20 protein-coding genes are annotated in these 21,571 nt (G+C 68.8%); 15 read left to right on the forward strand and 5 right to left on the reverse strand.

What is annotated here, in order from left to right; all coding sequences use genetic code 11:
* Positions 1–32: 32 nt before the first annotated feature.
* The 3 genes from G3M57_RS00175 to G3M57_RS00185 all read left to right on the forward strand — a co-directional run bounded on the left by G3M57_RS00175 (position 33) and on the right by G3M57_RS00185 (position 1,753).
* Positions 33–605, forward strand: a complete 573-nt coding sequence (locus tag G3M57_RS00175; RefSeq protein ID WP_163228327.1) for a YcxB family protein — start codon at positions 33–35, stop codon at positions 603–605.
* Between the two features lie 48 nt (positions 606–653).
* Positions 654–1,169 carry a DUF2939 domain-containing protein gene (locus G3M57_RS00180; RefSeq protein ID WP_163228328.1) on the forward strand — a complete coding sequence of 172 codons (516 nt, stop codon included), beginning with the start codon at positions 654–656 and terminating at the stop codon, positions 1,167–1,169.
* A 110-nt stretch (positions 1,170–1,279) separates the two neighbouring features.
* Positions 1,280–1,753, forward strand: a complete 474-nt coding sequence (locus G3M57_RS00185) for a hypothetical protein (RefSeq protein ID WP_369800304.1) — start codon at positions 1,280–1,282, stop codon at positions 1,751–1,753.
* Here G3M57_RS00185 and G3M57_RS00190 read toward each other — a convergent pair.
* Entirely contained in the window at positions 1,750–2,091 is a 342-nt protein-coding gene (locus G3M57_RS00190; RefSeq protein WP_056757297.1) for a hypothetical protein, read from the reverse strand. The genes G3M57_RS00185 and G3M57_RS00190 overlap by 4 nt on opposite strands.
* A gap of 128 nt (positions 2,092–2,219) precedes the next feature.
* On the opposite strand from G3M57_RS00190, the gene G3M57_RS00195 reads away from it, so the two are divergent.
* The 5 genes from G3M57_RS00195 (at position 2,220) to pnp (ending at position 7,270) form a co-directional block, all read left to right on the forward strand.
* On the forward strand, positions 2,220–3,008 hold the full coding sequence (locus G3M57_RS00195; RefSeq protein ID WP_163228329.1) for a dienelactone hydrolase family protein: 789 nt from the start codon (positions 2,220–2,222) through the stop codon (positions 3,006–3,008).
* Positions 3,009–3,119: 111 nt separating this feature from the next.
* A complete protein-coding gene (gene rbfA / locus G3M57_RS00200) occupies positions 3,120–3,575 on the forward strand; it encodes a 30S ribosome-binding factor RbfA (protein WP_163228330.1) in 456 nt (151 codons plus the stop codon).
* Between the two features lie 2 nt (positions 3,576–3,577).
* A complete protein-coding gene (gene truB, locus G3M57_RS00205; RefSeq protein ID WP_056757288.1) occupies positions 3,578–4,510 on the forward strand; it encodes a tRNA pseudouridine(55) synthase TruB in 933 nt (310 codons plus the stop codon).
* 14 nt (positions 4,511–4,524) lie between these two features.
* Complete coding sequence (gene rpsO, locus G3M57_RS00210) at positions 4,525–4,794, forward strand: 30S ribosomal protein S15 (RefSeq protein WP_035081309.1); 270 nt, start codon at positions 4,525–4,527, stop codon at positions 4,792–4,794.
* 325 nt (positions 4,795–5,119) lie between these two features.
* The gene (gene pnp, locus G3M57_RS00215) at positions 5,120–7,270 is read left to right on the forward strand and encodes a polyribonucleotide nucleotidyltransferase (protein ID WP_163228331.1); all 2,151 of its coding nucleotides are present in this window, start codon (positions 5,120–5,122) and stop codon (positions 7,268–7,270) included.
* A gap of 75 nt (positions 7,271–7,345) precedes the next feature.
* Here the strand turns inward: pnp and G3M57_RS00220 are convergent, their stop codons facing one another.
* Positions 7,346–7,771 carry a ferredoxin gene (locus tag G3M57_RS00220; RefSeq protein ID WP_163228332.1) on the reverse strand — a complete coding sequence of 142 codons (426 nt, stop codon included), beginning with the start codon at positions 7,769–7,771 and terminating at the stop codon, positions 7,346–7,348.
* Positions 7,772–8,145: 374 nt separating this feature from the next.
* On the opposite strand from G3M57_RS00220, the gene G3M57_RS00225 reads away from it, so the two are divergent.
* On the forward strand, positions 8,146–8,355 hold the full coding sequence (locus G3M57_RS00225) for a hypothetical protein (protein ID WP_163228333.1): 210 nt from the start codon (positions 8,146–8,148) through the stop codon (positions 8,353–8,355).
* A 7-nt stretch (positions 8,356–8,362) separates the two neighbouring features.
* On the opposite strand, the gene G3M57_RS00230 is transcribed toward G3M57_RS00225, so the two are convergent.
* On the reverse strand, positions 8,363–9,079 hold the full coding sequence (locus tag G3M57_RS00230) for a ribonuclease T2 (RefSeq protein ID WP_163228334.1): 717 nt from the start codon (positions 9,077–9,079) through the stop codon (positions 8,363–8,365).
* Positions 9,080–9,151: 72 nt separating this feature from the next.
* Positions 9,152–9,784: a LysE family translocator gene (locus G3M57_RS00235; protein ID WP_056757273.1), complete on the reverse strand. Its 633-nt coding sequence runs from the start codon at positions 9,782–9,784 to the stop codon at positions 9,152–9,154.
* Positions 9,785–10,022: 238 nt separating this feature from the next.
* Here G3M57_RS00235 and G3M57_RS00240 point away from each other — a divergent pair, with 238 nt between their 5' ends.
* The 4 genes from G3M57_RS00240 to G3M57_RS00255 all read left to right on the forward strand — a co-directional run bounded on the left by G3M57_RS00240 (position 10,023) and on the right by G3M57_RS00255 (position 17,803).
* Positions 10,023–12,392, forward strand: coding sequence for a TonB-dependent receptor (locus G3M57_RS00240; protein ID WP_163228335.1), 2,370 nt, complete (start codon positions 10,023–10,025; stop codon positions 12,390–12,392).
* A gap of 95 nt (positions 12,393–12,487) precedes the next feature.
* Complete coding sequence (locus G3M57_RS00245; protein WP_056757267.1) at positions 12,488–13,171, forward strand: Fe2+-dependent dioxygenase; 684 nt, start codon at positions 12,488–12,490, stop codon at positions 13,169–13,171.
* An 87-nt stretch (positions 13,172–13,258) separates the two neighbouring features.
* The gene (locus G3M57_RS00250) at positions 13,259–15,946 is read left to right on the forward strand and encodes a PAS domain S-box protein (RefSeq protein WP_163228336.1); all 2,688 of its coding nucleotides are present in this window, start codon (positions 13,259–13,261) and stop codon (positions 15,944–15,946) included.
* 195 nt (positions 15,947–16,141) lie between these two features.
* Positions 16,142–17,803, forward strand: a complete 1,662-nt coding sequence (locus G3M57_RS00255) for an MFS transporter (RefSeq protein ID WP_056757261.1) — start codon at positions 16,142–16,144, stop codon at positions 17,801–17,803.
* Here G3M57_RS00255 and G3M57_RS00260 read toward each other — a convergent pair.
* On the reverse strand, positions 17,800–18,678 hold the full coding sequence (locus G3M57_RS00260) for an NAD(P)-dependent oxidoreductase (protein WP_163228337.1): 879 nt from the start codon (positions 18,676–18,678) through the stop codon (positions 17,800–17,802). The two genes, G3M57_RS00255 and G3M57_RS00260, sit on opposite strands and share 4 nt — an antisense overlap.
* Before the next feature lie 151 nt (positions 18,679–18,829).
* Here G3M57_RS00260 and G3M57_RS00265 point away from each other — a divergent pair, with 151 nt between their 5' ends.
* A complete protein-coding gene (locus tag G3M57_RS00265) occupies positions 18,830–19,372 on the forward strand; it encodes a (2Fe-2S)-binding protein (RefSeq protein WP_163228338.1) in 543 nt (180 codons plus the stop codon).
* Positions 19,369–21,558 (forward strand): xanthine dehydrogenase family protein molybdopterin-binding subunit, encoded by a 2,190-nt coding sequence (locus G3M57_RS00270; protein ID WP_163228339.1) that lies wholly within the window; start codon positions 19,369–19,371, stop codon positions 21,556–21,558. Before G3M57_RS00265 ends, G3M57_RS00270 begins: the two co-directional genes overlap by 4 nt.
* The last annotated feature ends 13 nt before the right edge of the window (positions 21,559–21,571 follow it).

Genomic DNA, 21,571 nt, shown 5'->3' on the forward strand with positions numbered 1-21,571 from the left:
AAGTCCGCGCCTTTCTTGCGTTCGGGGCGTGCATGGAAATCGCGGGCGAAATCGGAATCTTCGAAAATCAGAAGGCCTGCGGGCCGTTGCGCAAGCACCTGTTCGGCGCCAAGCGGTACGCCCAATGGTGGTTCGTCGGCGCCATGCTGGCGGGCGATATCCTGGTCTCCACGCTGATGGACATGGCGGTTCCGGGCTACGGCTGGTTCGCGATGATGCTGTTCACGGCCGTCGCCCTGTTCTTCTGGATCCGGTATGCGCGCACCCTGGGTCCCAAGGCCTGGATGGCGCGTGGCGTGCCGGCGGTTTCGCCGATCACCTACAGGATCGAGGAGGCGGGTCTTGTTCTGGACAGCCAGACGTCGATGACCCGCGTCGCATGGTCTGGCATGTCGCAGATCGCGCCCGGTCATGAAGCCTGGCTGTTCATCGGTCCGGGGCAGGCCTGGTTTCTGCCGACCCGGTTCTTTGCGGATCGCCAACAGGAGCGCGCCTTCCTGGCCGCCTGTTTCGACAAGCTTGGGCCGGAAGCCAAGGCCCGCAGCGCCGAAGTCGCGGCCCTGGTCGCCACGGAAGCGGGACCGTGGGGCGTCGCACGTCCCTGAAACGTCCCGGACTGGAAATCGCCCGATTTCAGGCTTAACCCTAGAGCCATGCGCATCCGGACCCTCCTGACTGTCAGCCTCGCCGCCGTCTCGTTGTCGGCCTGCGCCACGGCCACCCGCTACGACGCGGCCGGCGACGTCCACGCCCTGCTGGTGGCGATCCGCAACGACGACCACGCCGCCTTCGACGCCCGCGTGGACCGCCCGGCCCTGAAGGCCGAGATCGAGAGCGAACTGGTGCGCAAGGCGCGCGGTTCAGCCATGAGCGGCGGCTGGCAGGCGGCGGCCGTCGCCCTGGCCGGTCCGGCCGCCGACATTGCCGGCGAGGCCCTGGTCCAGCCCGAGACCTTCCGCTATGCCGCCAACTACTACGGCTACACCCCCGACAAGCCGATACCCGACCGTCTGACCATCGCCGCCGGCCTGCGCTATATCGGCTCCGACCAGGTCTGCGCGGCCAAGACCAAAAACGGCCCCTGCCTGCTGACCTTCACGCTGGAAGGCGGCACATGGCGCCTGTCAGGCTTCGATCCCGAAACGGCGAAGCTGCGTCTGAAGCTGTGAGGGCAGGGGTGTCGGGGGCCGCTCGCCGGACGAGCCTGAAGGCCGCGCTGGGCCTGGTCCTGGCCTGCCTGGCGACGGCGGCGGCCGGCGCGGCCCATGCCGAGCGCAAGATGTACTCCTACGACCCGATCTCGCCGGACGCCAAGCGGCTGACCGGCGCGGGCCTGACCGTGCTGTTCGATAAGAAGCTGACCAGTACGCGGGTCATGAAGGTCCTGGCCACCGGCGTGCCGGTGCAGGGGCGTCTGATCGACGGCCGCGAAAAGGACCTGGGCCCCGGCGGGCTGAAGGGGATCAACGGCGTCGACGCCGATGCGGCGCTGTACGAAATCGATCCCAAGTTCGAGCAGGGCAAGATCTACATCCGCGCCTTCTGCCCGGGAGCCAAGCGCCTGTGGCTGAGCTTCAGTCGGCTGGCGGTGCATCGCGACCTGCGCGTCCAGGCCTTCGGCGACGACCCCAAAGGCGGCCAGACCCGGCTGTGCGGCACGCTGGACTTCTCCTTCCGGGGGGAATGGAAGCTGCCGAGCGGCAATCTACCCGATCCGATGGAGGACTGGACCGGCGGCAACGGGCCGGGCTAGGCCGGCAGCAGGCCGCGCACCAGCATGACGGCCGCCAGCAGCATCATCGGCGCCGACCACACCTCCAGCGGCAAGCCCATGAAGCGATTGGGCGGACGGTAGGAGAGGCGGCTTTTCCAGAGCGCCAGGCGCGGAACCTTCAGGGGCTTGCGGTTGACCCGGCAGCCGACCACCCAGTTGACGACCGCCGCGATCACCGCGCCGACCGCCCACAGCCAGGGCGCGGTGTCGAAGATCTGCTCGCCGAACGCCAGGGTCAGCAGCGCCCCGAACAGGCCGAACACGCCGATCAGGCTCAACAGGGCCAGATAGCCCCGACCGGTCCACCAGAAGATCATTCGCCGCTTCCCAAGCTCAAGCTTGAGGGGATAGGCCGCGCCCCTCGCCGGCGCAACTGGGCGTTTCCAGGGGTGACGTCGAACGGTCGTTTCATGCCATGCTCCCGCGAAAGACGGGGCGGACAGACATGGTCGACGTGCTGGCGGGCTTCACCAGGTTCGAGTTCGATGACGGCCGGTGGACGCGGCCGGTCTACCGTATCGGCTCCGGCCCGGCCGTGATCGTCATCCACGAGATGCCGGGCCTGCATCCTCCGGTGCTGGAATTCGCCCGGGACGTGGCGGCCGAGGGCATGACGGCGTTCTGCCCCAGCCTGTTCGGCCAGCCGGGGCGACCGATCTCGACGGGCTACATGCTCGGGACGATCGTCAAGACCCTGTGCGTCCGGCGCGAATTCACGGTCTGGGCGGCCGGCCGGTCCAGCCCGATCGTCGATTGGCTGCGCGCCCTGGCCCGTCAGGCCCACGCCGAATGCGGCGGCAAGGGGGTGGGGGCCGTGGGCATGTGCTTCACCGGCGGCTTCGCCCTGGCGATGATGACCGAGCCGTCGGTGGTGGCCCCGGTCCTGGCCCAGCCGTCCCTGCCCCTCGGCCGCAGGCAGGGCGCCGCCCTGGATTGCTCGCCGGCCGAACTGGCGGTCGCCAGGGCGCGGATGGAGGCCGAGGATCTGTCGCTGATCGCCCTGCGGTTCGCCGGCGACAAGCTGTCGCCCTGCGCCCGCTTCCAGACCTTGGAACGTGAGCTGGGCGGTCGGGCCGAACTGCATACCCTGGCCGACGCCTCGGCGCGGAAGGGGACAGGCCGCGCGCCCCATTCGGTGCTGACGATCCACCTCGACCGAGACGATCCCGACGGCGAGACCCTGAAGGTTCACCGACGGGTGCTGGACTTCTTCAAGGAACGCACGGGAGCCTGAGGAACCCGCCGCGCTGGACTTTTCATCCCCACGCGCCTAGACACCCCGCCTCCCATTTCTCCCCGCGACCCGGCGTTCGATCCGCCGGCCGGGCATCGAGGCGACCGCGCCATGAAGCGCCATTCCGAAAACAAGAAGGCCGGGCCCGTGGGTCCGTCGCAACGCCAGCTGCGGGCCGGCGAGCTGATCCGTCACGCCCTGGTCGACATCCTGCGCGAGGAGGAACTGGCCGATCCCGCCCTGCAGGGCGTCTCGGTCACGGTCTCCGAAGTGCGCATGAGCCCCGACCTCAAGCACGCCATCTGTTTCGTCGAGCCTCTGGGGGCCGGCGTCACCGAGGGCGCGGCCGAGCACATCGGCGAGATCATCGCGGCCCTCAACCGCGTGTCCAGGTTCCTGCGCGGACGCCTGGGCAAGTCGATCGACATGAAGTTCACCCCGGACCTGAAGTTCATCCACGACGAAAGCTTCAGCTCGGCCGCCTACATGGACCGCCTGTTCCTGGATCCGCGCGTCCAGCAGGACACCCGTCGCCTGTCCGACCTGACGGACGACGAGGAAGGCTGAGCATGGCCCGCCGCAAGAAGGGCGACGCTGTCTCCGGCTGGGTCTGCCTGGACAAGCCCTACGACCTGACCTCGACCAGCGCCGTCAGCCGTGTGCGCCGGGCGTTCAACGCCCAGAAGGCCGGCCATGCGGGTACGCTCGACCCCCTGGCCACCGGCATCCTGCCGTTGGCCCTGGGCGAGGCGACCAAGACCGTCCCGTTCCTGATGGACGCCGACAAGGCCTATCGCTTCATGATCCAGTGGGGGCGCTCGACCACCACCCTGGACCGCGAGGGCGAGACCACGGCCAGCAGCGACGTGCGCCCGACCCGGGATCAGGTCGAGGCGGCGCTGCCGGCCTTTGTCGGCGAGATCGACCAGGTCCCGCCGAACTATTCGGCCATCAAGGTCGATGGTGAACGGGCCTATGATCTGGCCCGCGAGGGCGTCGAGTTCGAGCTGAAGACCCGCAAGGTCACGGTCCACGCCCTGCGCGTCAGCGCCGCGCCGGACGCCGATCACATCGAGCTGGAGATGGAATGCGGCAAGGGCACCTATGTCCGCGCCGTGGTCCGCGACCTGGCCGCCGCGCTCGGCGCCTGCGGCCATGTCGACCAGCTTCGCCGGACGCGAGTCGGCCGGTTCAGCGAGGATTCGGCGATAGGTCTGGAAACTCTGGAGAATTTGAGCTATGAGGCGCGCCTGTCGGAGGCATTGCTTCCGGTCGAGACCGCGCTGGACGACATCCCGGCGCTGGCCGTGACCGATGAAGACGCCTTCCGGCTTGCGCAAGGACGCGCCATCGTTCTGCTCCCAAGGCAGGTGGAATCGCTGAAAGCCGAGCTCACGCCCGGTGATCGCACCGTTTCCGCCATGTCGGGAGAGAGGCTGGTGGCCTTGTGCGAGATGCGCGCCGGAAAGCTCAATCCGGTGCGGGTCTTCCAACTCACCTGAGCGGAGACAACCCGATGTCGATCACTGCCGAGCGCAAGACCGCTCTCATCGCCGAACACGCCCGCTCCGAGGGCGACACCGGCAGCGCCGAAGTCCAGGTCGCGATCCTCTCCGAGCGCATCGCCAACCTGACCGAGCACTTCAAGACCCACAAGAAGGACAACCACAGCCGTCGTGGTCTGTTGATGATGGTTTCCCAGCGTCGCAGCCTCCTCGACCACCTGAAGAAGTCCGACGCCGCCCGCTACGCGGCTCTCATCGAGAAGCTGGGTCTGCGCCGCTAAGACGCAATTCCGCCGCCCTACTCGCGTAGGGCGGCGGAACGCTTTTCAGGATCATGGCAGCCGAAGACGGAGACGGCTCCGGCGCCCGTCATGATCCAGGCCTAGAACAGGCTTCGCGTTTCGAGACAGGCCGAAACGTGCAGTCGATCCGGATCGCTTCCGTCAAAGGATAAGCATCCGAATGTCCGTCCGAGGGTTTCCATCCTCAAACCCGCCTGTCGAACTGGATGAGGATCATCGGGCCGCCCATCGCTCATGAAGGCAGGCCGTCCGCCCCCTGTCCGCCCCCGACGGGAATCCGCCCGCGGGAACCGAAAGAAGAAAAATGTTCGATATCAAGCGCAAGACGATCGAGTGGGGCGGCAAGACGCTGGTCCTCGAAACCGGTCGCATCGCCCGTCAAGCCGACGGCGCCGTCCTGGCCACCATGGGCGAAACCGTCGTCCTGGCCACCGCCGTGTTCGCCAAGACGCAAAAGCCGGGCCAGGACTTCTTCCCCCTGACCGTCAACTACCAGGAAAAGACCTTCGCGGCCGGCAAGATCCCCGGCGGCTTCTTCAAGCGCGAAGGCCGTCCGTCGGAAAAGGAAACCCTGGTTTCCCGCCTGATCGACCGTCCGATCCGCCCGCTGTTCGTCAAGGGCTTCAAGAACGAAGTCCAGGTCGTCGTCACCGTGCTGCAGCACGACCTTGAGAACGATCCCGACATCCTGGGCATGGTGGCCGCCTCGGCCGCCCTGGTCCTGTCGGGCGCCCCGTTCATGGGCCCGATCGGCGCCGCGCGCGTCGGCTACATCGACGGCGGCTACGTGCTGAACCCGACGCTCGACGAGCTGAAGGAAAGCAAGATGGACCTGGTCGTGGCCGGCACCGCCGACGCCGTGATGATGGTCGAAAGCGAAATCCAGGAGCTCTCGGAAGAGATCGTGCTGGGCGGCGTCAACTTCGCCCACAAGGAAATGCAGACGGTGATCGACGCGATCATCGAGCTGGCCGAGCACGCCGCCAAGGAACCCTTCGAGTTCGAACCCGAAGACACCGACGCGATCAAGGCCCAGATGAAGGACCTGGTCGGCGCCGACATCATCGCCGGCTACAAGATCCAGAAGAAGCAGGATCGCTACGAAGCGATCGGCGCGGCCAAGAAGAAGGCCATCGCCGCCCTGGGCAAGTCGGACGAGCATCCGGCCGGCTACGACCCGCTGAAGCTGGGCGCGGTGTTCAAGGAACTGGAAGCCGACGTCGTGCGTCGCGCGATCCTCGACACCGGCCTGCGCATCGACGGCCGCACCGTCGACAAGGTCCGTCCGATCCTCGGCGAAGTCGGCATCCTGCCGCGCACCCACGGCTCGGCCCTGTTCACCCGCGGCGAGACCCAGGCGATCGTGGTCGCCACCCTGGGCACCGGCGACGACGAGCAGTTCATCGACGCCCTGGAAGGCACCTACAAGGAATCCTTCCTGCTGCACTACAACTTCCCTCCCTACAGCGTCGGCGAAACCGGCCGTATGGGCAGCCCGGGCCGCCGCGAAATCGGCCACGGCAAGCTGGCCTGGCGCGCCCTGCGCCCGATGCTGCCGAGCAAGGAAGACTTCCCCTACACCATCCGCCTGGTCTCCGAGATCACCGAGTCGAACGGCTCGTCCTCGATGGCCACGGTCTGCGGCAGCTCGCTGGCCATGATGGACGCGGGCGTTCCGCTGATCCGTCCGGTCTCGGGCATCGCCATGGGCCTGATCCTGGAAAAGGACGGCTTCGCGGTTCTGTCGGACATCCTGGGCGACGAAGATCACCTGGGCGACATGGACTTCAAGGTGGCCGGCACCAGCGAGGGCCTGACCTCGCTGCAGATGGACATCAAGATCGCCGGCATCACGCCGGAAATCATGAAGCAGGCCCTGGCCCAGGCTCACGAAGGTCGCGCCCACATCCTGGGCGAGATGAACAAGGCCATGGACGCGCCGCGTGACGACGTCGGCGACTACGCGCCGAAGATCGAGACCATCACCATCCCGACCGACAAGATCCGGGAAGTGATCGGCACCGGCGGCAAGGTGATCCGCGAGATCGTCGCCACCACCGGCGCCAAGGTCGACATCAACGACGAAGGCACGGTCAAGGTCTCGGCCTCGGACGGCGCCAAGATCAAGGCGGCGATCGACTGGATCAAGTCGATCACCCAGGAAGCGGAAGTCGGCGCGATCTACGACGGCAAGGTCGTCAAGGTCGTCGACTTCGGCGCCTTCGTGAACTTCTTCGGCGCCAAGGACGGCCTGGTCCACGTCAGCCAGATCAGCAACGAGCGGGTGGCCAAGCCCTCGGACGTGCTGAAGGAAGGCCAGATCGTGAAGGTCAAGCTGCTGGGCTTCGACGATCGCGGCAAGACCAAGCTGTCGATGAAGGTCGTCGATCAGGAAACCGGCGAAGACCTGTCCAAGAAGGAAGCCGTGACCCCGGAGGAAGCCGTCACCACCTGAGGGTGATGGCGTCTTCCCGGTGAAGCGTCAGCAGGCGGGCGGCTCCGAAAGGGGCCGCCCGTTTTGCGTTTGGGACTAGACGCGGTGGAATCGTTTCCAAAAGCGCGAGAACCAACCCATTGGGCTGCCATCCTGGCTTTGCCAGCTAAAGTCGTTTTCGCCCGGAAACCGAACCGGACCTCCGGGCAGGACGAAGTCCGATGAGCTTGCGCGATTACCCAGGCGGCGAATGATGTTGGGATCGGTCCCGCCGTAGCGAAGGGCGTCCATGCAACAGCTCAAAATCGCATTGCAAGCTTGCTCAACCTCGGCTGGAGAGATGGGTTGCCTGATGAAGTAGGTGTCGCTGTTCTCGGGGTTCAGCTCCGCCAGGAGATCAGGGGCCGCCTCTTCCGGCACGTTGCACTGCAGGCAATCGCCGGTGGTGTAAAAGTCCCCCGCGACATTCTTCTCAAAACGGGGATGCCGTTCGGCGACCGCGATCAGGACATCATGCGCCATTGTTGCTCTCCTGAAGCACCCATCCATGGATGCGACCCCGCCTTAATTCCTTGGTGGATCGGAGCTCTGGGGTCAGGCCGTGTCAAGGACCGGCCTCCGGCCGGCCGCGCCGCGGCGGCGCCTGGCGCCGTCCTTGACACGGCCTGACCCCAGAGCATGCTCGCCTCCAAGGACTTAAGGCGGGGCCTGTCCGCCGAGGGCGGATCAGGACGGACGCGCAGCTCAACCGTTTCTCACCGTCATCCCGGGCACAAGGCCCGGGATGACGGTGGTGAAGGGTGAAGGGGAACGATCGCGCGCCTCCACACATCCATAAGACAGCCGCCGGGATACCCGCCCACCCCCATGCGTTCCCCACACGAAGGAGCGCGCCCATGACCATCAAGGACCAGGCCGACCAGGAGATCGAGGCCAGCCGGGACGGCGACGTCGACATCGCCTTCCTGCTGCCCGAGGAGCGCTGGGACGAGTTCCTGTCGCTGACCGGCGCGCGGCCCGAGGGGGACCCGCCAGAAGCGACCTATCGCGGCGTCCGCTTCAAGCGCGCCCCGGTGACCGCGATCATCCACGAGGAAGGCTTCTAGCGCGGCCCTACCGCCTCGGCGTCACCCGGATCGTCACCGGGTCCGGCGTGCCGTTGCCGCCTCGGCAGGCCGCCAGCTTGAAGTCCAGGTCCATGCAGACCCAGACCTCGGTCAGGCGGTTGTCCTTGTTGACGCGCACGTTCAGCCCGTCGGCCGTCATGCCGCGATTGCGCTTGAGGAAGGCGGCCCGGACCTGGCCCGCGGTCATGGTTCCATTCGGACCGGGCTTGAGGTCCGGCACGTTAAGGCGCTCGCGAACCTGGCGGGCCTTCTTGAAATAGGCCTCGGGGGTGTCCCACTGGCACGTGCCGTGCGCCTGCCACTCGTGCTGCAGCAGCCAGGGCGAGGGGGTCATGCACAGGTTGGCCAGCACCGTCGCGGCGCTGATCGGCGGGCTGGGCTTGCAATAGCGCGGGTGGACCTTGTCCGGCCCGTTGGGCCACAGACCGTGCACCGTGAAGCCGAAATCGTTGCTTCGGCACTGGATCGTCTTGTCCGACTCCGGAATGCCGGCCCGGCAGGACTCCGGCGACCAGAACAGCGCCAGCAGGTAGGCGGCGGTCGGCACGTCGGTGTGGACCTGGTCGGCCGGCGGGACCTCGGCCGGGGCGGGGATCACGCTGGGCGGGACCGCGCAGGCTTTGAGGCTGGACGCCTGGGCGGCGCCGGCGACGGCGAGGGCGGCGAAAAGACCGATCACGGCCTGGGCGATCTTCGACGACATGCGGGCTCCGGAACTAGCTTGAGCCTTCTCTAGCACGCCTTGGCCCACTCAAAACCCGCTGGGACGCGCGGATTACTTCCGCGCCTCGGTCGCCATCCGCACGGCCAGGCCGCCCAGCACCGAGGCCATCAGCCAGCGCTGGACCAGGGCGAAGCTGGGGCGCGTGGCCAGGAAGCTCGCGATCGTGCCGGCCGCCAGGCAGATGCAGCCGTTCACGGTCAGGCTGATGACGATCTGGCTGCCGCCCAGGGCCAGGGACTGGCCGAGCACCGCGCCCCGGTGCGGATCGATGAACTGCGGCAGCAGGGACAGGTACAGCATCGCGGCCTTGGGGTTCAGCAGGTTGGTCAGGAAGCCCATGCTGATCAGCCTGGCCGGGCTGTCCTTGGGCAGGTCGCGCACCTGGAACGGCGAGGCGCCGCCGGGCCGGATCGCTTGCCAAGCCAGCCAGGCCAGGTACAGCGCTCCGCCGAACCGCAGGATGTCGTAGGCGATCGGGGCCGCCATCAGCAGGGCGGTGATGCCCAGGGCCGCGCAGACAAGATAGACCACGAAGCCGGCGGCGGTGCCCGCCAGCGACACGATCCCGGCCCAGCGCCCCTGGCTGATCGAACGGCTGACCAGATAGAGCATGTTCGGCCCCGGGGTCAGGGCCATGCCCAGGCAGACGAGGCAGAAGGCGATCCAGGTCTTGGCTTCGGGCATCGGCGAACTCCTTGGCGAAGCGACCTGTACATCGGTTCGCGGCCAAGGCTGAAGTCAGCTTTCCTGAAGGCCCTGGCAGGGCTGGGAACAGGTCCGCGGCCCGCCCCGAGCGCGTCGCGGGCCTCCATGTTATTTCTGAGAATGATTATCATTGCACGCCAGCAACGCTCCAGCTAAGAACGCGTCGCAATTACGACAAAGGGCCGCGCTCCCCCGACGGCCTTGCTGGGGTTTTTCGATGCACAAGTCCTCCAAGCCCGCCTTCGCCGGCGTCCGCAGCCAAGCTCGCAGCGCGCTGGGCGTCGCGGCCGTCGCAGGTCTGGCCGGCCTGGTCCTGGCGCCCGCCGCCTTGGCCGGAGCGCCTGACGCCGATGCGGCCGTCGCCACGGCGAGCGGCGCCGCGGCCGGTCCCGCCGACAGCGCCACCGAGGTCTCGGGGGTCAAGGTCGACGGCAAGCGCGCGGTCGCCGAGGTCCAGTCGCCCAAGCTGACCGCCGCGCTGGTCGACACCCCCAAGGCCATCACCGTGATCCCCGAGCGGATCATCCGGCAGACCGCCGCCACCTCGCTGCAGGACATCCTGCGCACCTCGCCGGGCATCACCTTCGGGGCGGGCGAGGGCGGCCAGCCCCTGGCCGACCGCCCGTTCATCCGCGGCCAGGCCTCGGGCAACAACGTCTTCGTCGACGGCGTCCGCGACAGCGGCGGCCAGACCCGCGAGGTGTTCAACCTCGAACAGGTCGAGGTCGTGAAGGGCCCCGACAGCGCCTATAGCGGCCGTGGCTCGGGCGGCGGCAGCATCAACCTGACCTCCAAGACCCCCAAGGCCGACGACTTCGCCACCGGCTCGCTGGGCGTCGGCACCGACGAGTATGTCCGCGCCACGGTCGACCTGAACCACAAGATCAATGACGGCGTCGCGGTGCGCCTGAACCTGCTGGGTACGCAGGGCAACACCCCAGGCCGCAAGGCGGTGAACTTCGACCGCTGGGGGATCGCGCCGTCGATCGCCTTCGGCCTGAACGGCCCGACCCAGCTGGTGGCCAGCTACTATCACCTCGACGGGAACAACATGCCCGACTACGGCCTGCCGCTGTTCACCAAGGTGACGGGCGTGGCGCGCGACGCCTCGGGCATCCTGCCGGTCGACCGCGACAGCTTCTACGGCCTGAAGGCCCGCGACTACCAGAAGACCAAGGCCGATATCGGCACCGTCTCGTTCGACCACCAGATCAACGAGAACCTCGGCGTCCGCCAGGTGCTGCGTTACTCCAAGACCCTGAACGACTACATCCTGACCAATCCCGGCGATGCGGGCGCGGCCCAGTTCATCGACGGCGTCTGGTGGATGAAGCGGGGCACCAAGACCCGCTGGAACCCGACCACGACGATTGCCGCGGTCACCGACCTGCACGGCAAGGCCGTGACCGGCGGCGTCGAGCACAGCTTCGACATCGGTCTGGAGCTGAGCCGCGAGAAGAACCTCAACGCGGCCTACACCACCTTCACCACCTCGGGCTCGGCCTGTCCCGCGGACTACAAGTACGCCGTCAGCGGGGCGGTCACGACGCGCGAGGTCCTGGGGGTCGGCGACTGCACCAACGTCTTCGCTCCCAATGCCGACGACCCGTGGACCGGGATCACCAATCGCGGTCCGGCCAACTACAACCTCGCCAAGACGGCCGCCGTCTACGCCTTCGACACCTTGAAGTTCGGCGACAAGTGGCTGCTGAACCTCGGCGTTCGCCACGACAACTATCAGAGCCTCGGCCACGACTACACCACGACCAACGCCGGCGGCGTGTTCACTGTCACGGCGATCACCTACCGCAAGGCCGAGTGGAGCTTCACCAACTACCAGGCCGGCCTGGTCTACAAGCCGACCGAGAACTCCAGCCTCTACGTTTCCTACGGCACCGCCTCGACGCCGCCGGGCGTGGCGGGCGGCGACCAGAACAGCAACGGCACGAACGGCACGGGCAACCTGGCCAACCAGACGCTCGAGCCGGAAGACAGCGAAAGCTTCGAAGCCGGCGCCAAGGTCAATGTCTTCAACGACGCCCTGGCCCTGTCGGCGGCGCTGTTCAAGACCACCCGCAAGAACGCCCAGATCCAGGTCGACGCGGGCGTTTACCAGCAGGTCGGCGAGACCCAGGTCAAGGGCGTCGAATTGGGCGTGTCGGGCAACATCACGCCCAAGTGGCAGGCCTTCGGCGGCTACACCTACATGGACAGCGAGCTGGTCCGCGGCGCCTATAACGGCGTCAACCAGGGCGACACCCTGGCCAACACGCCCAAGAACACCTTCAGCCTGTTCACGACCTATCGTGTGACGCGGCCGCTGTCGCTGGGCGGCGGCGCCTACTACGTCTCCAAGACCTTCGGCGGCAACCAGGGCGGGGCCGGCGGCGGCGCCAACGGCGTCTACCTGCCGTCCTACTGGCGCTACGACGCCTTCGCCAGCTACCGGGTCAACGACCGGGTCGACGTGCAGCTCAACGTCCAGAACCTGACGGACGAGCGCTACTTCACCAAGACCAACGGCGTCCACCATGCCGACCCCGCCCCGGGCCGGCAGGCGATCCTGACCTTGAACGTCAAGTACTGAGCCTTCTCCTCCCCGAAAGCGCTCGTTCCTGACGTCCAAGCCTCGCCCGGGAGCGGCCCCTCCCGGGCGAGGGCATTTCTGATAGGAGTGGGGCCATGATGATCCAGATCCCCGACGTCCTGACGCCCGACGAGGTCGCCCATTGCCGGGCCGTGCTGGATGCGGCCGAGTGGATCGACGGCAACGCCACCTCGGGCTTCCAGGCGGCGGCGGCCAAGACCAACCAGCAGCTGCCGCAGGACGGCGCGGCGGCCCGCGAGGTCGGGGCGATCATCATCCAGGCCCTGCAGGCCAACCCGCTGTTCGTCTCCGCCGCCCTGCCGCGCACGATCCTGCCGCCGCTGTTCAACCGCTACGGCGTCGGCATGGGCTTCGCTGACCATGTCGACAACGCCATCCGCCGCGACCCCTCGACCGGCCAGCCGCTGCGCACGGACCTGTCGATCACCGTCTTCCTGAGCCAGCCCGAGGACTATGACGGCGGCGAGCTGGTGGTCGAGGACGCCTATGGCAGCCACCTGGTCAAGCTGGAGGCCGGCGCGGCGATCCTCTATCCGGCCTCCAGCCTGCACCATGTGACGCCGGTGACCCGCGGCGTGCGCACGGCCAGCTTCTTCTGGATCCAGAGCCTGGTGCGCGACGACGCCAGGCGCGCCCTGCTGCTGGACATGGACGTGGCGATCCAGCGCCTGTCGAGCGCGGTGGGGGTCGCCGACCCGTCCGTGCTGTCCCTGACCGGCACCTATCACAATCTTTTGCGCATGTGGGCCGAGGTCTGACACGCGGCCAGCGAACAATGATCGCTGGCGCCAACCATAAGTTTACCCTTCAGCTTCAGCATCGGGCTTCCAATCCCTGGAGCCGCGATGCCCTCGCCCCCGAAGTCCGCACGGTTGAGCGACGCCGAGAGCGCGCGATGGTTCTTCGACCACTCGCATGACCTGTTCGCCGTGGTGTCCCGCGGCCGGTTCGCCACGGTCAACGCGGCCTGGACCCGGGTGACCGGCTGGACCCGCCAGGAGCTGATCGGCCAGCCCGCCTTGCGCTTCGTCCATCCGGAGTCGCGCGCCGACTTCATCGAGACCGCCTCGCTGATCCGCGCCACGGGCGAGGCCGTCAACCACCTGAAGGTGACTTGCAAGGCCGGGGGCTGGGTCTGGCTGGAGGGCCAGTCGCGCCTGGGGCCGAACGGCGAGATGGTCGGGACCTTCCGGGACGTCACCGCCGACATGGCCCGCCGCGCCGAGATCGCCGCCGCCCACCACACCCGTGAGCTGCTGGCCTCCTCGGCCGGCATCGGCCTTTGGAGCTACGAGCCGCACGAGCAGTCGATCGAGTGGTCGCGCGATCTTCTGGAGACCACGGGCCTGGGGGCCGAGACCATCGCCCGGCCCGAGTCGTTCTACGCCCGGCTGGACCCGGCCGAGCGCGAAGGCCTGGTCGAGGCGTTCGAACGTGCGGTGCGCACGGGCGAGGGTGGGACGATCGAGCACCGCCTGCGCGGGGCCGGCGCCCAGTGGTTCACCTACCGCGCCACCTTCCGCACCGAGCCGCGGGCCGACGGCCTGTTCGCCCTGAAGGGGATCTCGCAGAACGTCACCGAGGTGGCCCGCACCCGCGACGCGGCCGTCTGGGGCGAGCGTCAGGCTCGACGGCTGGTCGAGGAGGCCCCGTTCGCCGTGGCGCTCTATGACCGCGACCTGCGCCTGCAGGTGGTCAGCCCGCGCTTCCTGGAGATCTTCCAGGCCGACGAGGCGCGGGTCATCGGCCGCAGCCTGCACGAGCTGACCTCCGGATCGCGCAAGCGCTTCGTCCGGGCCGTCGAACGGGCCCTGACCGGCCAGACGGTGGTGCGACGCGAGGACCAGTTGCACGACGGCCTGGGGCGCAGCCACACCCTGCGCTGGGAGGCCCGACCCTGGCGCGACGCCGACGGGGCGATCGCCGGCGTCATCACCTACATGGACGACGTCACGGCCCTGTCGCAGGCCCGGCGCGAGGCCCGGGCCAACGCTCGCCGACTGCGCGTGGCGCTGGGCGCGGCCCAGGCCGGCGTCTACGAGATCGACCACGTGGAAAAGGCCTTCTGGGGATCGCCCGAATTCCATCGCATCCTGGGTCGCAAGGTCACCTATGATGACGTGCGCAGCGCCGTCTGGCCGATGATCCATCCCGAGGACGTCGCGGCGGTCTACGCCGCCGCCGAAGCCCGCCGCCGCGCCGACAACGGTGATCGCGAGTCCGGGGAGCGGTCCTTTGACGTGCGGGTGATGACGCCGGACGGCGACGGCAAGTGGATCCGCATCTTCCACGAGGTGCGCTCCGACGCCAGCGGTCGCATTCGCAAGGCTTTCGGCCTGATCCTCGACATTGACGACAAGAAGCGGGCCGAGCTGGCTCTGGTCGAGGCCGAGCGCGCCGCCCAAGCCGCCAACGAGGCCAAGGCCCAGTTCCTGGCCAATATGAGCCACGAGATCCGCACGCCGATGAACGGGGTGCTGGGCGTCATGCACCTGCTCAAGCGCGAGAAGCTGCCGGGCGAGGCCGACCACCTGCTGGGCGAGGCCTTGGCCTGCGGCCGCATGCTGTCGACCCTGCTGGACGACGTGATCGACTTCTCGCGGATCGAGGCCGGGCGGCTGGACGTCACCCAGGAAGCGGTCGATCCCTGCGAGCTGGCGATGGGCGTGGCGCGGCTGCTGCGGGCCCAGGCCGAGCACAAGGGTCTGCAGCTGCACGTCGACGCGCCGGACATCGGCCTTGTCCTCACCGACCCCAGCCGGCTGCGCCAGGCGCTGTTCAACCTCGTGGGCAACGCCGTGAAGTTCACCCTGGCCGGTTCGGTGACCCTGAAGGTGCGTCGCCCGGACGGCGGCGAGCCGCGGGTGGTCTTCGAGGTGACCGACACTGGCGTGGGCATCGCCGCCGAGGCCCAGGCCCGATTGTTCGAGCGGTTCCAGCAGGCCGACGCCAGCACCACCCGCCGGTTCGGCGGCTCCGGCCTCGGCCTGGCCATCACCCGGCGGCTGGCGCAGATGATGGGCGGCGAGGTGGTGTTCACGTCGCGCGAGGGCGTCGGCTCGACCTTCCTGCTGACCATCGCCGCCCCGCCGGCCCAGGCCCGCGCGGCCGAGGCCGAGATGGCCGACGGCCTGCTGGAGGGGCTGAGAATTCTGGTGGTCGAGGACAACGCCACCAACCGTCTGGTCGCCCGCCGCATCCTCGAACAGCTGGGCGCCAGCGTCGAGACGGCCGAAGACGGGCTGGACGGAGTGACGACCGCGGCGCGGGGCTTCGACCTGATCCTGATGGACGTGCAGATGCCCGGCATCGACGGGCTGGAGGCCGCTCGGCGCATCCGCAACCTGCCCGGTCCCGCCGCCAGGACGCCGATCATCGCCCTGACCGCCAACGTCCTGTCGCACCAGCGGGCCGCCTATCTGGCCGCCGGCATGGACGGCGTCGCCGCCAAGCCGATCTCGCCTACCGCCCTGATCGGCGAGATCGTCCGCCTGGCGGGCGGCGAGGTGCAGGCCGAGGCGGCGGTGGCCTAATCCTCCCCCTGTGGGGGAGGTGTCGGCGAAGCCGACGGAGGGGGGAGTGATCGGCGGGCGACATCCTGCAGGATTTATCTTCCTAAAACTCCCCCCACCGATCGCTAGGCGATCGCCTCCCCCACAGGGGGAGGACCTTCCCTCGTCGGCGAAAACCGCTAATGCTCCCCCCAAGAACACCGGGGGAAACCACGCATGACGGCCAAGGCTCAGGGTGAGGACCGCGCCTCGATGCGCACCGTGGTGGCGGCCTCGTCCGCGGGCACGGCCTTCGAATGGTACGACTTCTTCATCTTCGGCAGCCTGGCCCAGGTGATCTCCAAGACCTTTTTCACCGGCCTGTCGGAGACGGCCGGCTACATCGCGGCCCTGGCCCTGTTCGGGGTGGGCTTCGCCTTCCGGCCGCTGGGCGCGCTGGTGTTCGGCAAGATCGGCGACCAGGCCGGCCGCAAGGGGGCGTTCCTGGCCACGGTGCTGCTGATGGGCGGGGCGACCTTCGCCATCGCCCTGCTGCCCACCTACCAGCAGGCGGGGATCGTCTCGCCGATCCTGCTGATCCTGCTGCGCTGCGTGCAGGGCTTCGCCCTGGGCGGCGAATACGGCGGGGCGGCGATCTACGTGGCCGAACATTCGCCGCCGAACCAGCGCGGCCGCTCGACCGCCTGGGTGCAGAGCTCGGCCTCCCTGGGCTTGTTCGCGGCGCTGCTGGTCATCCTGGCGACCCGCTGGCTGCTGGGCGGCCTTGCCGGGCCGGCCGCCTTCGACGCCTGGGGCTGGCGCATCCCGTTCGCCGTATCGATCGGCCTGCTGGCGGTCTCGGTCTGGATGCGGCTGAAGCTCAGCGAAAGCCCGACCTTCGCCCGGATGAAGGAGGAGGGCGCGGGGTCCAAGGCGCCCTACGCCGAGGCTTTCGGCCAGTGGAAAAACCTCAGGCTGGTGCTGCTGGCCTTCTTCGCCGTCATGTCGGCCCAGGGCGCGGTCTGGTACACGACGTTCTTCTACATTCAGACCTTCATGGAGAAGTTCCTGAAGGTCTCCCCGGGCACGATCAACGGCCTGATGATGGCCGCCGCGGCGGTCAGCGCGGTGCTTTATGTGGTGTTCGGCTGGCTGTCGGACAGGATCGGCCGCAAGCCGGTGATGCTGGGCGGCATGGTCGTCGCCCTGGTCTTCTACTTCCCCGGCTTCCACCTGCTGGAGCGCGCCGCCAATCCGGCCCTGGCCGAGGCTTCGGCCCGGGCTCCGGTGACCGTCACCGCCGATCCCAAGGACTGCGCCCTGCAGTTCGACCCCATCGGCAAGGCCGCCTTCGTCTCGTCCTGCGACATCGCCAAGAGCGCCCTGGCCAACGCCGGGATCTCCTACGCCAACCAGGCCGGCCCGGCTGGTTCGGCGGCCGTCGTCCAGATCGGCCAGACCCGCATCGTCTCGCACAGCGCCGAGGGTCTGGCGGCCAAGGACAGCAAGGCCGTGAAGACCGCCGGCGAGGCTGCGATCAAGGCCGCTCTGGTCAGGGCCGGCTATCCGGCCAAGGCCGATCCGGCGCGGATGAACTGGTGGGGCGTGTTCGGCGTGCTGCTGGTGTTCGTGGTCGGCGCCACCGCCCTGTACGGGCCGTTGGCGGCGGCGCTCGTCGAGCTGTTCCCGACAAGGGTGCGCTACACCGCCCTGTCGCTGCCCTACCACATCGGCACGGGCTGGATCGGCGGCTTCGTGCCGTTCAGCGCCTTCGCCATCGTCGCGGCGGTGGGCAACATCTATGCCGGGCTGTGGTACCCGGTGATCTTCACCCTGATCAGCGTGCTGACGACCCTGTTTCTGCTGCCCGAGACCAAGGACCGCAGCCTGGACAGCTAGATCACCTCGACCGCCACCGAGGCGGCCGCAAGCGCCTGGACGATCGTCGGATCGACCGGGGCCACGATCAGCCGCACGATCTGCTTGCCCTCCTGGGCCAGCGCCACCAGCGTCTCGGCGGCGACCTGCGCCGGCTCCAGCCGCTGGGCGTCGCGGCGGGCCAGGGTCACGATCTCCGGGTCGGTGCCCTCGTCGGCGACCAGCACGTCGGCCGCGCCCAGGGCCCGCAGGGCCCTCAGCGTCAGAAGGTCGGACGGCCCCTTGCCGGCGATGAACCGCACCTTGCCCTCGCGGCCGACGCCCTTGGCCAGGGCGTCGCGGAGCAGCTGGCCGGCCTTGTCCATGTCGCCGGCCATGGCGGCCTGGGCGGCCTCGCCGGTCACGGCGTCGCGCAGGAAGGCCCGGCGTTCGTGCAGGACGGGCAGGGCGGCGCGCACCTCGTCCTGGAACTTGCGTAGCAAGGCGGCCACCCGGCCCGCGCCCTCGGGGACCTGGGCCTCGATGTCGTTGCGCAGCTTGGTGGCCAGGGTCGGCGAGCCGCCGCCGGTGCCCACCGCCGCCACCACCTCGCCTCGGTCGATCACCGCCGGGGTGTTGAAGTCGCTCATGGCCGGCTTGTCGACGACGTTGACCAGGACCCGCGCCGCGCGCGCCGCGCTGGCCGCCGCCTGCAGGAACACCTCGTCGTCGCCGGCCACGAAGGCCAGCACCGCCCCGGCGTAGGTTCCCGGCAGGAAGGCGGCGTGGCCGTCCACCCGCACCACCGTCGCGGGCGAGCCGTCGAACAGCCGCGCCTTGTTGTCGGCGGCTTCGCCGCTGCCGGCGATCACGACCCTGCGGCCGGCCAGGGGGAAATAGGCGGGAAAGGAATCCAAGGGCGCGGGTCCTGAAGGCGGAAGCGGGTGAAGATCCCGGTCAGGCTAGCCTGCCTGACGCAAGATTTCACTGGCGGGATTGGGTCTGAGCAGTGTTAGGTTCGCGCAAACCGGGTCGTCAGGCCCCACTTTTCGCGCGGGAGGCGAAAGCATGGCGTCGATGTTGGACATCAACGGCAAGACGGTCAGCGTGAAAGCGGCGGCGGAGACGCCCCTGCTGTGGGTCTTGCGCGACGAGCTGGGCCTGACCGGCACGAAGTTCGGCTGCGGCATGGCCCAGTGCGGGGCCTGCACGGTCCACGTCGACGGCGATCCGGTGCGTTCGTGCGTGACGCCCATCGCCGCCCTGGCCGGCGCCAAGATCGCCACGATCGAGAGCCTGGGCGGAACCCACCCGGTGCAGCAGGCCTGGGTCAAGCACGACGTCCCGCAGTGCGGCTACTGCCAGTCGGGCCAGATCATGTCGGCCGCCGCTCTACTGGCCCAGACCAAGGCGCCGAGCGACGAGGACATCGACAACGCCATGAGCGGCAACATCTGCCGCTGCGGGACCTACCAGCGCATCCGCGCCGCCATCAAGGACGCCGCCGGCCTGACCGGGGCCCCGGTGGTCGCCGCGCCCGTAGCCTCGAACGACGTCGACGACGAGATCGCCGCGGCCTCGGGCTCGACCGGCCGGGGAGCGGGCCAATGAACGGGCCGTTCGAGAAGCTGGGGCGCCAGGAGGGGGTCAGCCGTCGCGACCTGGTGGTCGGCGCCGCCCTGGTCGGCGGCGCCCTGCTGGTCGGCTGCTCGCCGGCCGACCTGATGAGCGCCGGCTCCAAGGTCGAGCCCGGCGCCTTCGGGCCGTTCATCCAGTTCGATCCCGACGGAGCGGTGACGGTGCTGTCCAAGCACATCGAGTTCGGCCAGGGCAACCATGCGGGCTTGGCGGCCATCGTCGCCGAGGAGCTGGACGCCGACTGGAGCCGGGTCAAGGTCGTCCACGCGCCGGCCAACGCCAAGCTCTACGGCAACAGCACGGCCGGCATCCAGCTGACCGGCGGCTCGTCGGCGATCTCCAACTCCTGGGAGCAGCTGCGCAAGGCCGGGGCCGGGGCGCGGGCGATGTTCGTGCAGGCGGCGGCGACACGGTGGAACGTCCCGGCCGGCGAGATCACCGTCAAGGACGGGATGGTCGGCCACGCCAGCGGCAAGAGCGCGGGCTTTGGCGAGCTGATCGCCGACGCCGCCAAGGTCGCTCCGCCCGAGAATCCCACCCTGAAGGACCCCAAGACCTTCACCCTGATCGGCACGGACCGGGTGCGCCGCAAGGACAGCCTGGTCAAGAGCACCGGCGCGGCCCGCTACACCCAGGACGTCCAGCTGCCGAACATGCTGGTGGCGGTGGTCGCCCACGCGCCGCGCTTCGGCGCGACGGTGAAGAGCTTCAACGCCGACGAGGCCCGGAAGGTGGCCGGAGTGGCCGACGTCTTCCAGATCCCGACCGGGGTGGCGGTGGTCGCCGACACCACCTACGCCGCCCGCATGGGCCGCGAGGCGCTCAAGGTCGAGTGGGACGAGGGCAAGGTCGAGACCCGGAGTTCGGCGACGATCGCTCAGCAATGGCGCGACATCGCCGCCGGCAAGGGACCCGCCGACCTGAAGTGGGAGGCGTTCGACTCCAAGGGCGACGCGGCCGCGGCTTCGGCGGGCAAGGGCCCGGCGGTGTTCGAGACCACCTACGACTTCCCCTACCTGGCCCATGCGACCATGGAGCCGATGAACTGCGTGGCGATCGTCGATGGGAGCAAGGTCAAGCTGATCCACGGCTCCCAGGCCCAGACCCTGGACCAGATGAACGCGGCCAAGATCGTCAAGACCCTGCCAGGCTCGGTCGAGATCGAGACCCTGTTCGCCGGCGGCTCGTTCGGCCGGCGGGCCAATTTCCCGTCCGACTACGTGGCCGAGTGCGTGGCCATCGCCCACAAGGTCAGCGGCGGCCGGCCGGTGAAGCTGGTCTGGACCCGCGAGGACGACATGCAGGCCGGCTTCTTCCGGCCGCTGGTCCATCACGCCGTGCGGGTGACGCTGGACAAGGACGGCTATCCGGCGACCTGGCGCCACCGGATCGTCACCCAGTCGATCATGAAGGGCTCGCCCATGCCCATGAAGGGGCCGGACCAGACCGCGATCGAGGGCACGGCCGGCTCGCCCTATCTGAAGGCGACGCCGGTCGTCGACGCCCAACTGGCCCTGCCCGAGGGCGGCGTGCCGGTCCTGTGGTGGCGGTCGGTTGGCGCGACCCACACCGCCTTCGTCATGGAGCACACGATCGACCAGCTGGCGCTCAAGGCCGGCAAGGATCCTGTCGACTACCGCCGGGCGCTCTACGCCAAGGCCGGCGCCCAGCGGCACCTGGCGGCCCTGAACCTGGCGGTCGAGAAGGCCGGCCCGGCGCCGGCCGCGGGCTTCACGCGCGGCGTGGCCGTGCACGAGAGCTTCGGCTCGGTGGTCGCCCAGGTGGCCGAGGTCAGGGTGGTCGACGGCCATCCCCGGGTCGGCCGGGTGGTCACGGCCATCGACTGCGGCGTGGCGGTCTCGCCCGACCAGGTCGCGGCCCAGATGGAGGGCGGAACCTGCTTTGGCCTGTCGGCGGCGCTGTACGGCGAGATCACCCTCACGGACGGCAAGGTCGACCAGAGCAATTTCGACACCTACCGCGTGCTGCGGATCAACGAGGCGCCGACCGTCGAGACCTACATCGTGCCTTCGGGCAATCCGCCCAGCGGCGTGGGCGAGCCGGGCACGCCGGTCATCGCTCCGGCGGTGGCCAACGCGCTCCTGGCCCTGTCCAGGACGCCCACCACCCGCCTGCCGTTCGTCCAGGCGGGGACTTGAACCTCGGGGCGGG

This window comes from Caulobacter rhizosphaerae (assembly GCF_010977555.1).
Classification (GTDB): domain Bacteria; phylum Pseudomonadota; class Alphaproteobacteria; order Caulobacterales; family Caulobacteraceae; genus Caulobacter; species Caulobacter rhizosphaerae.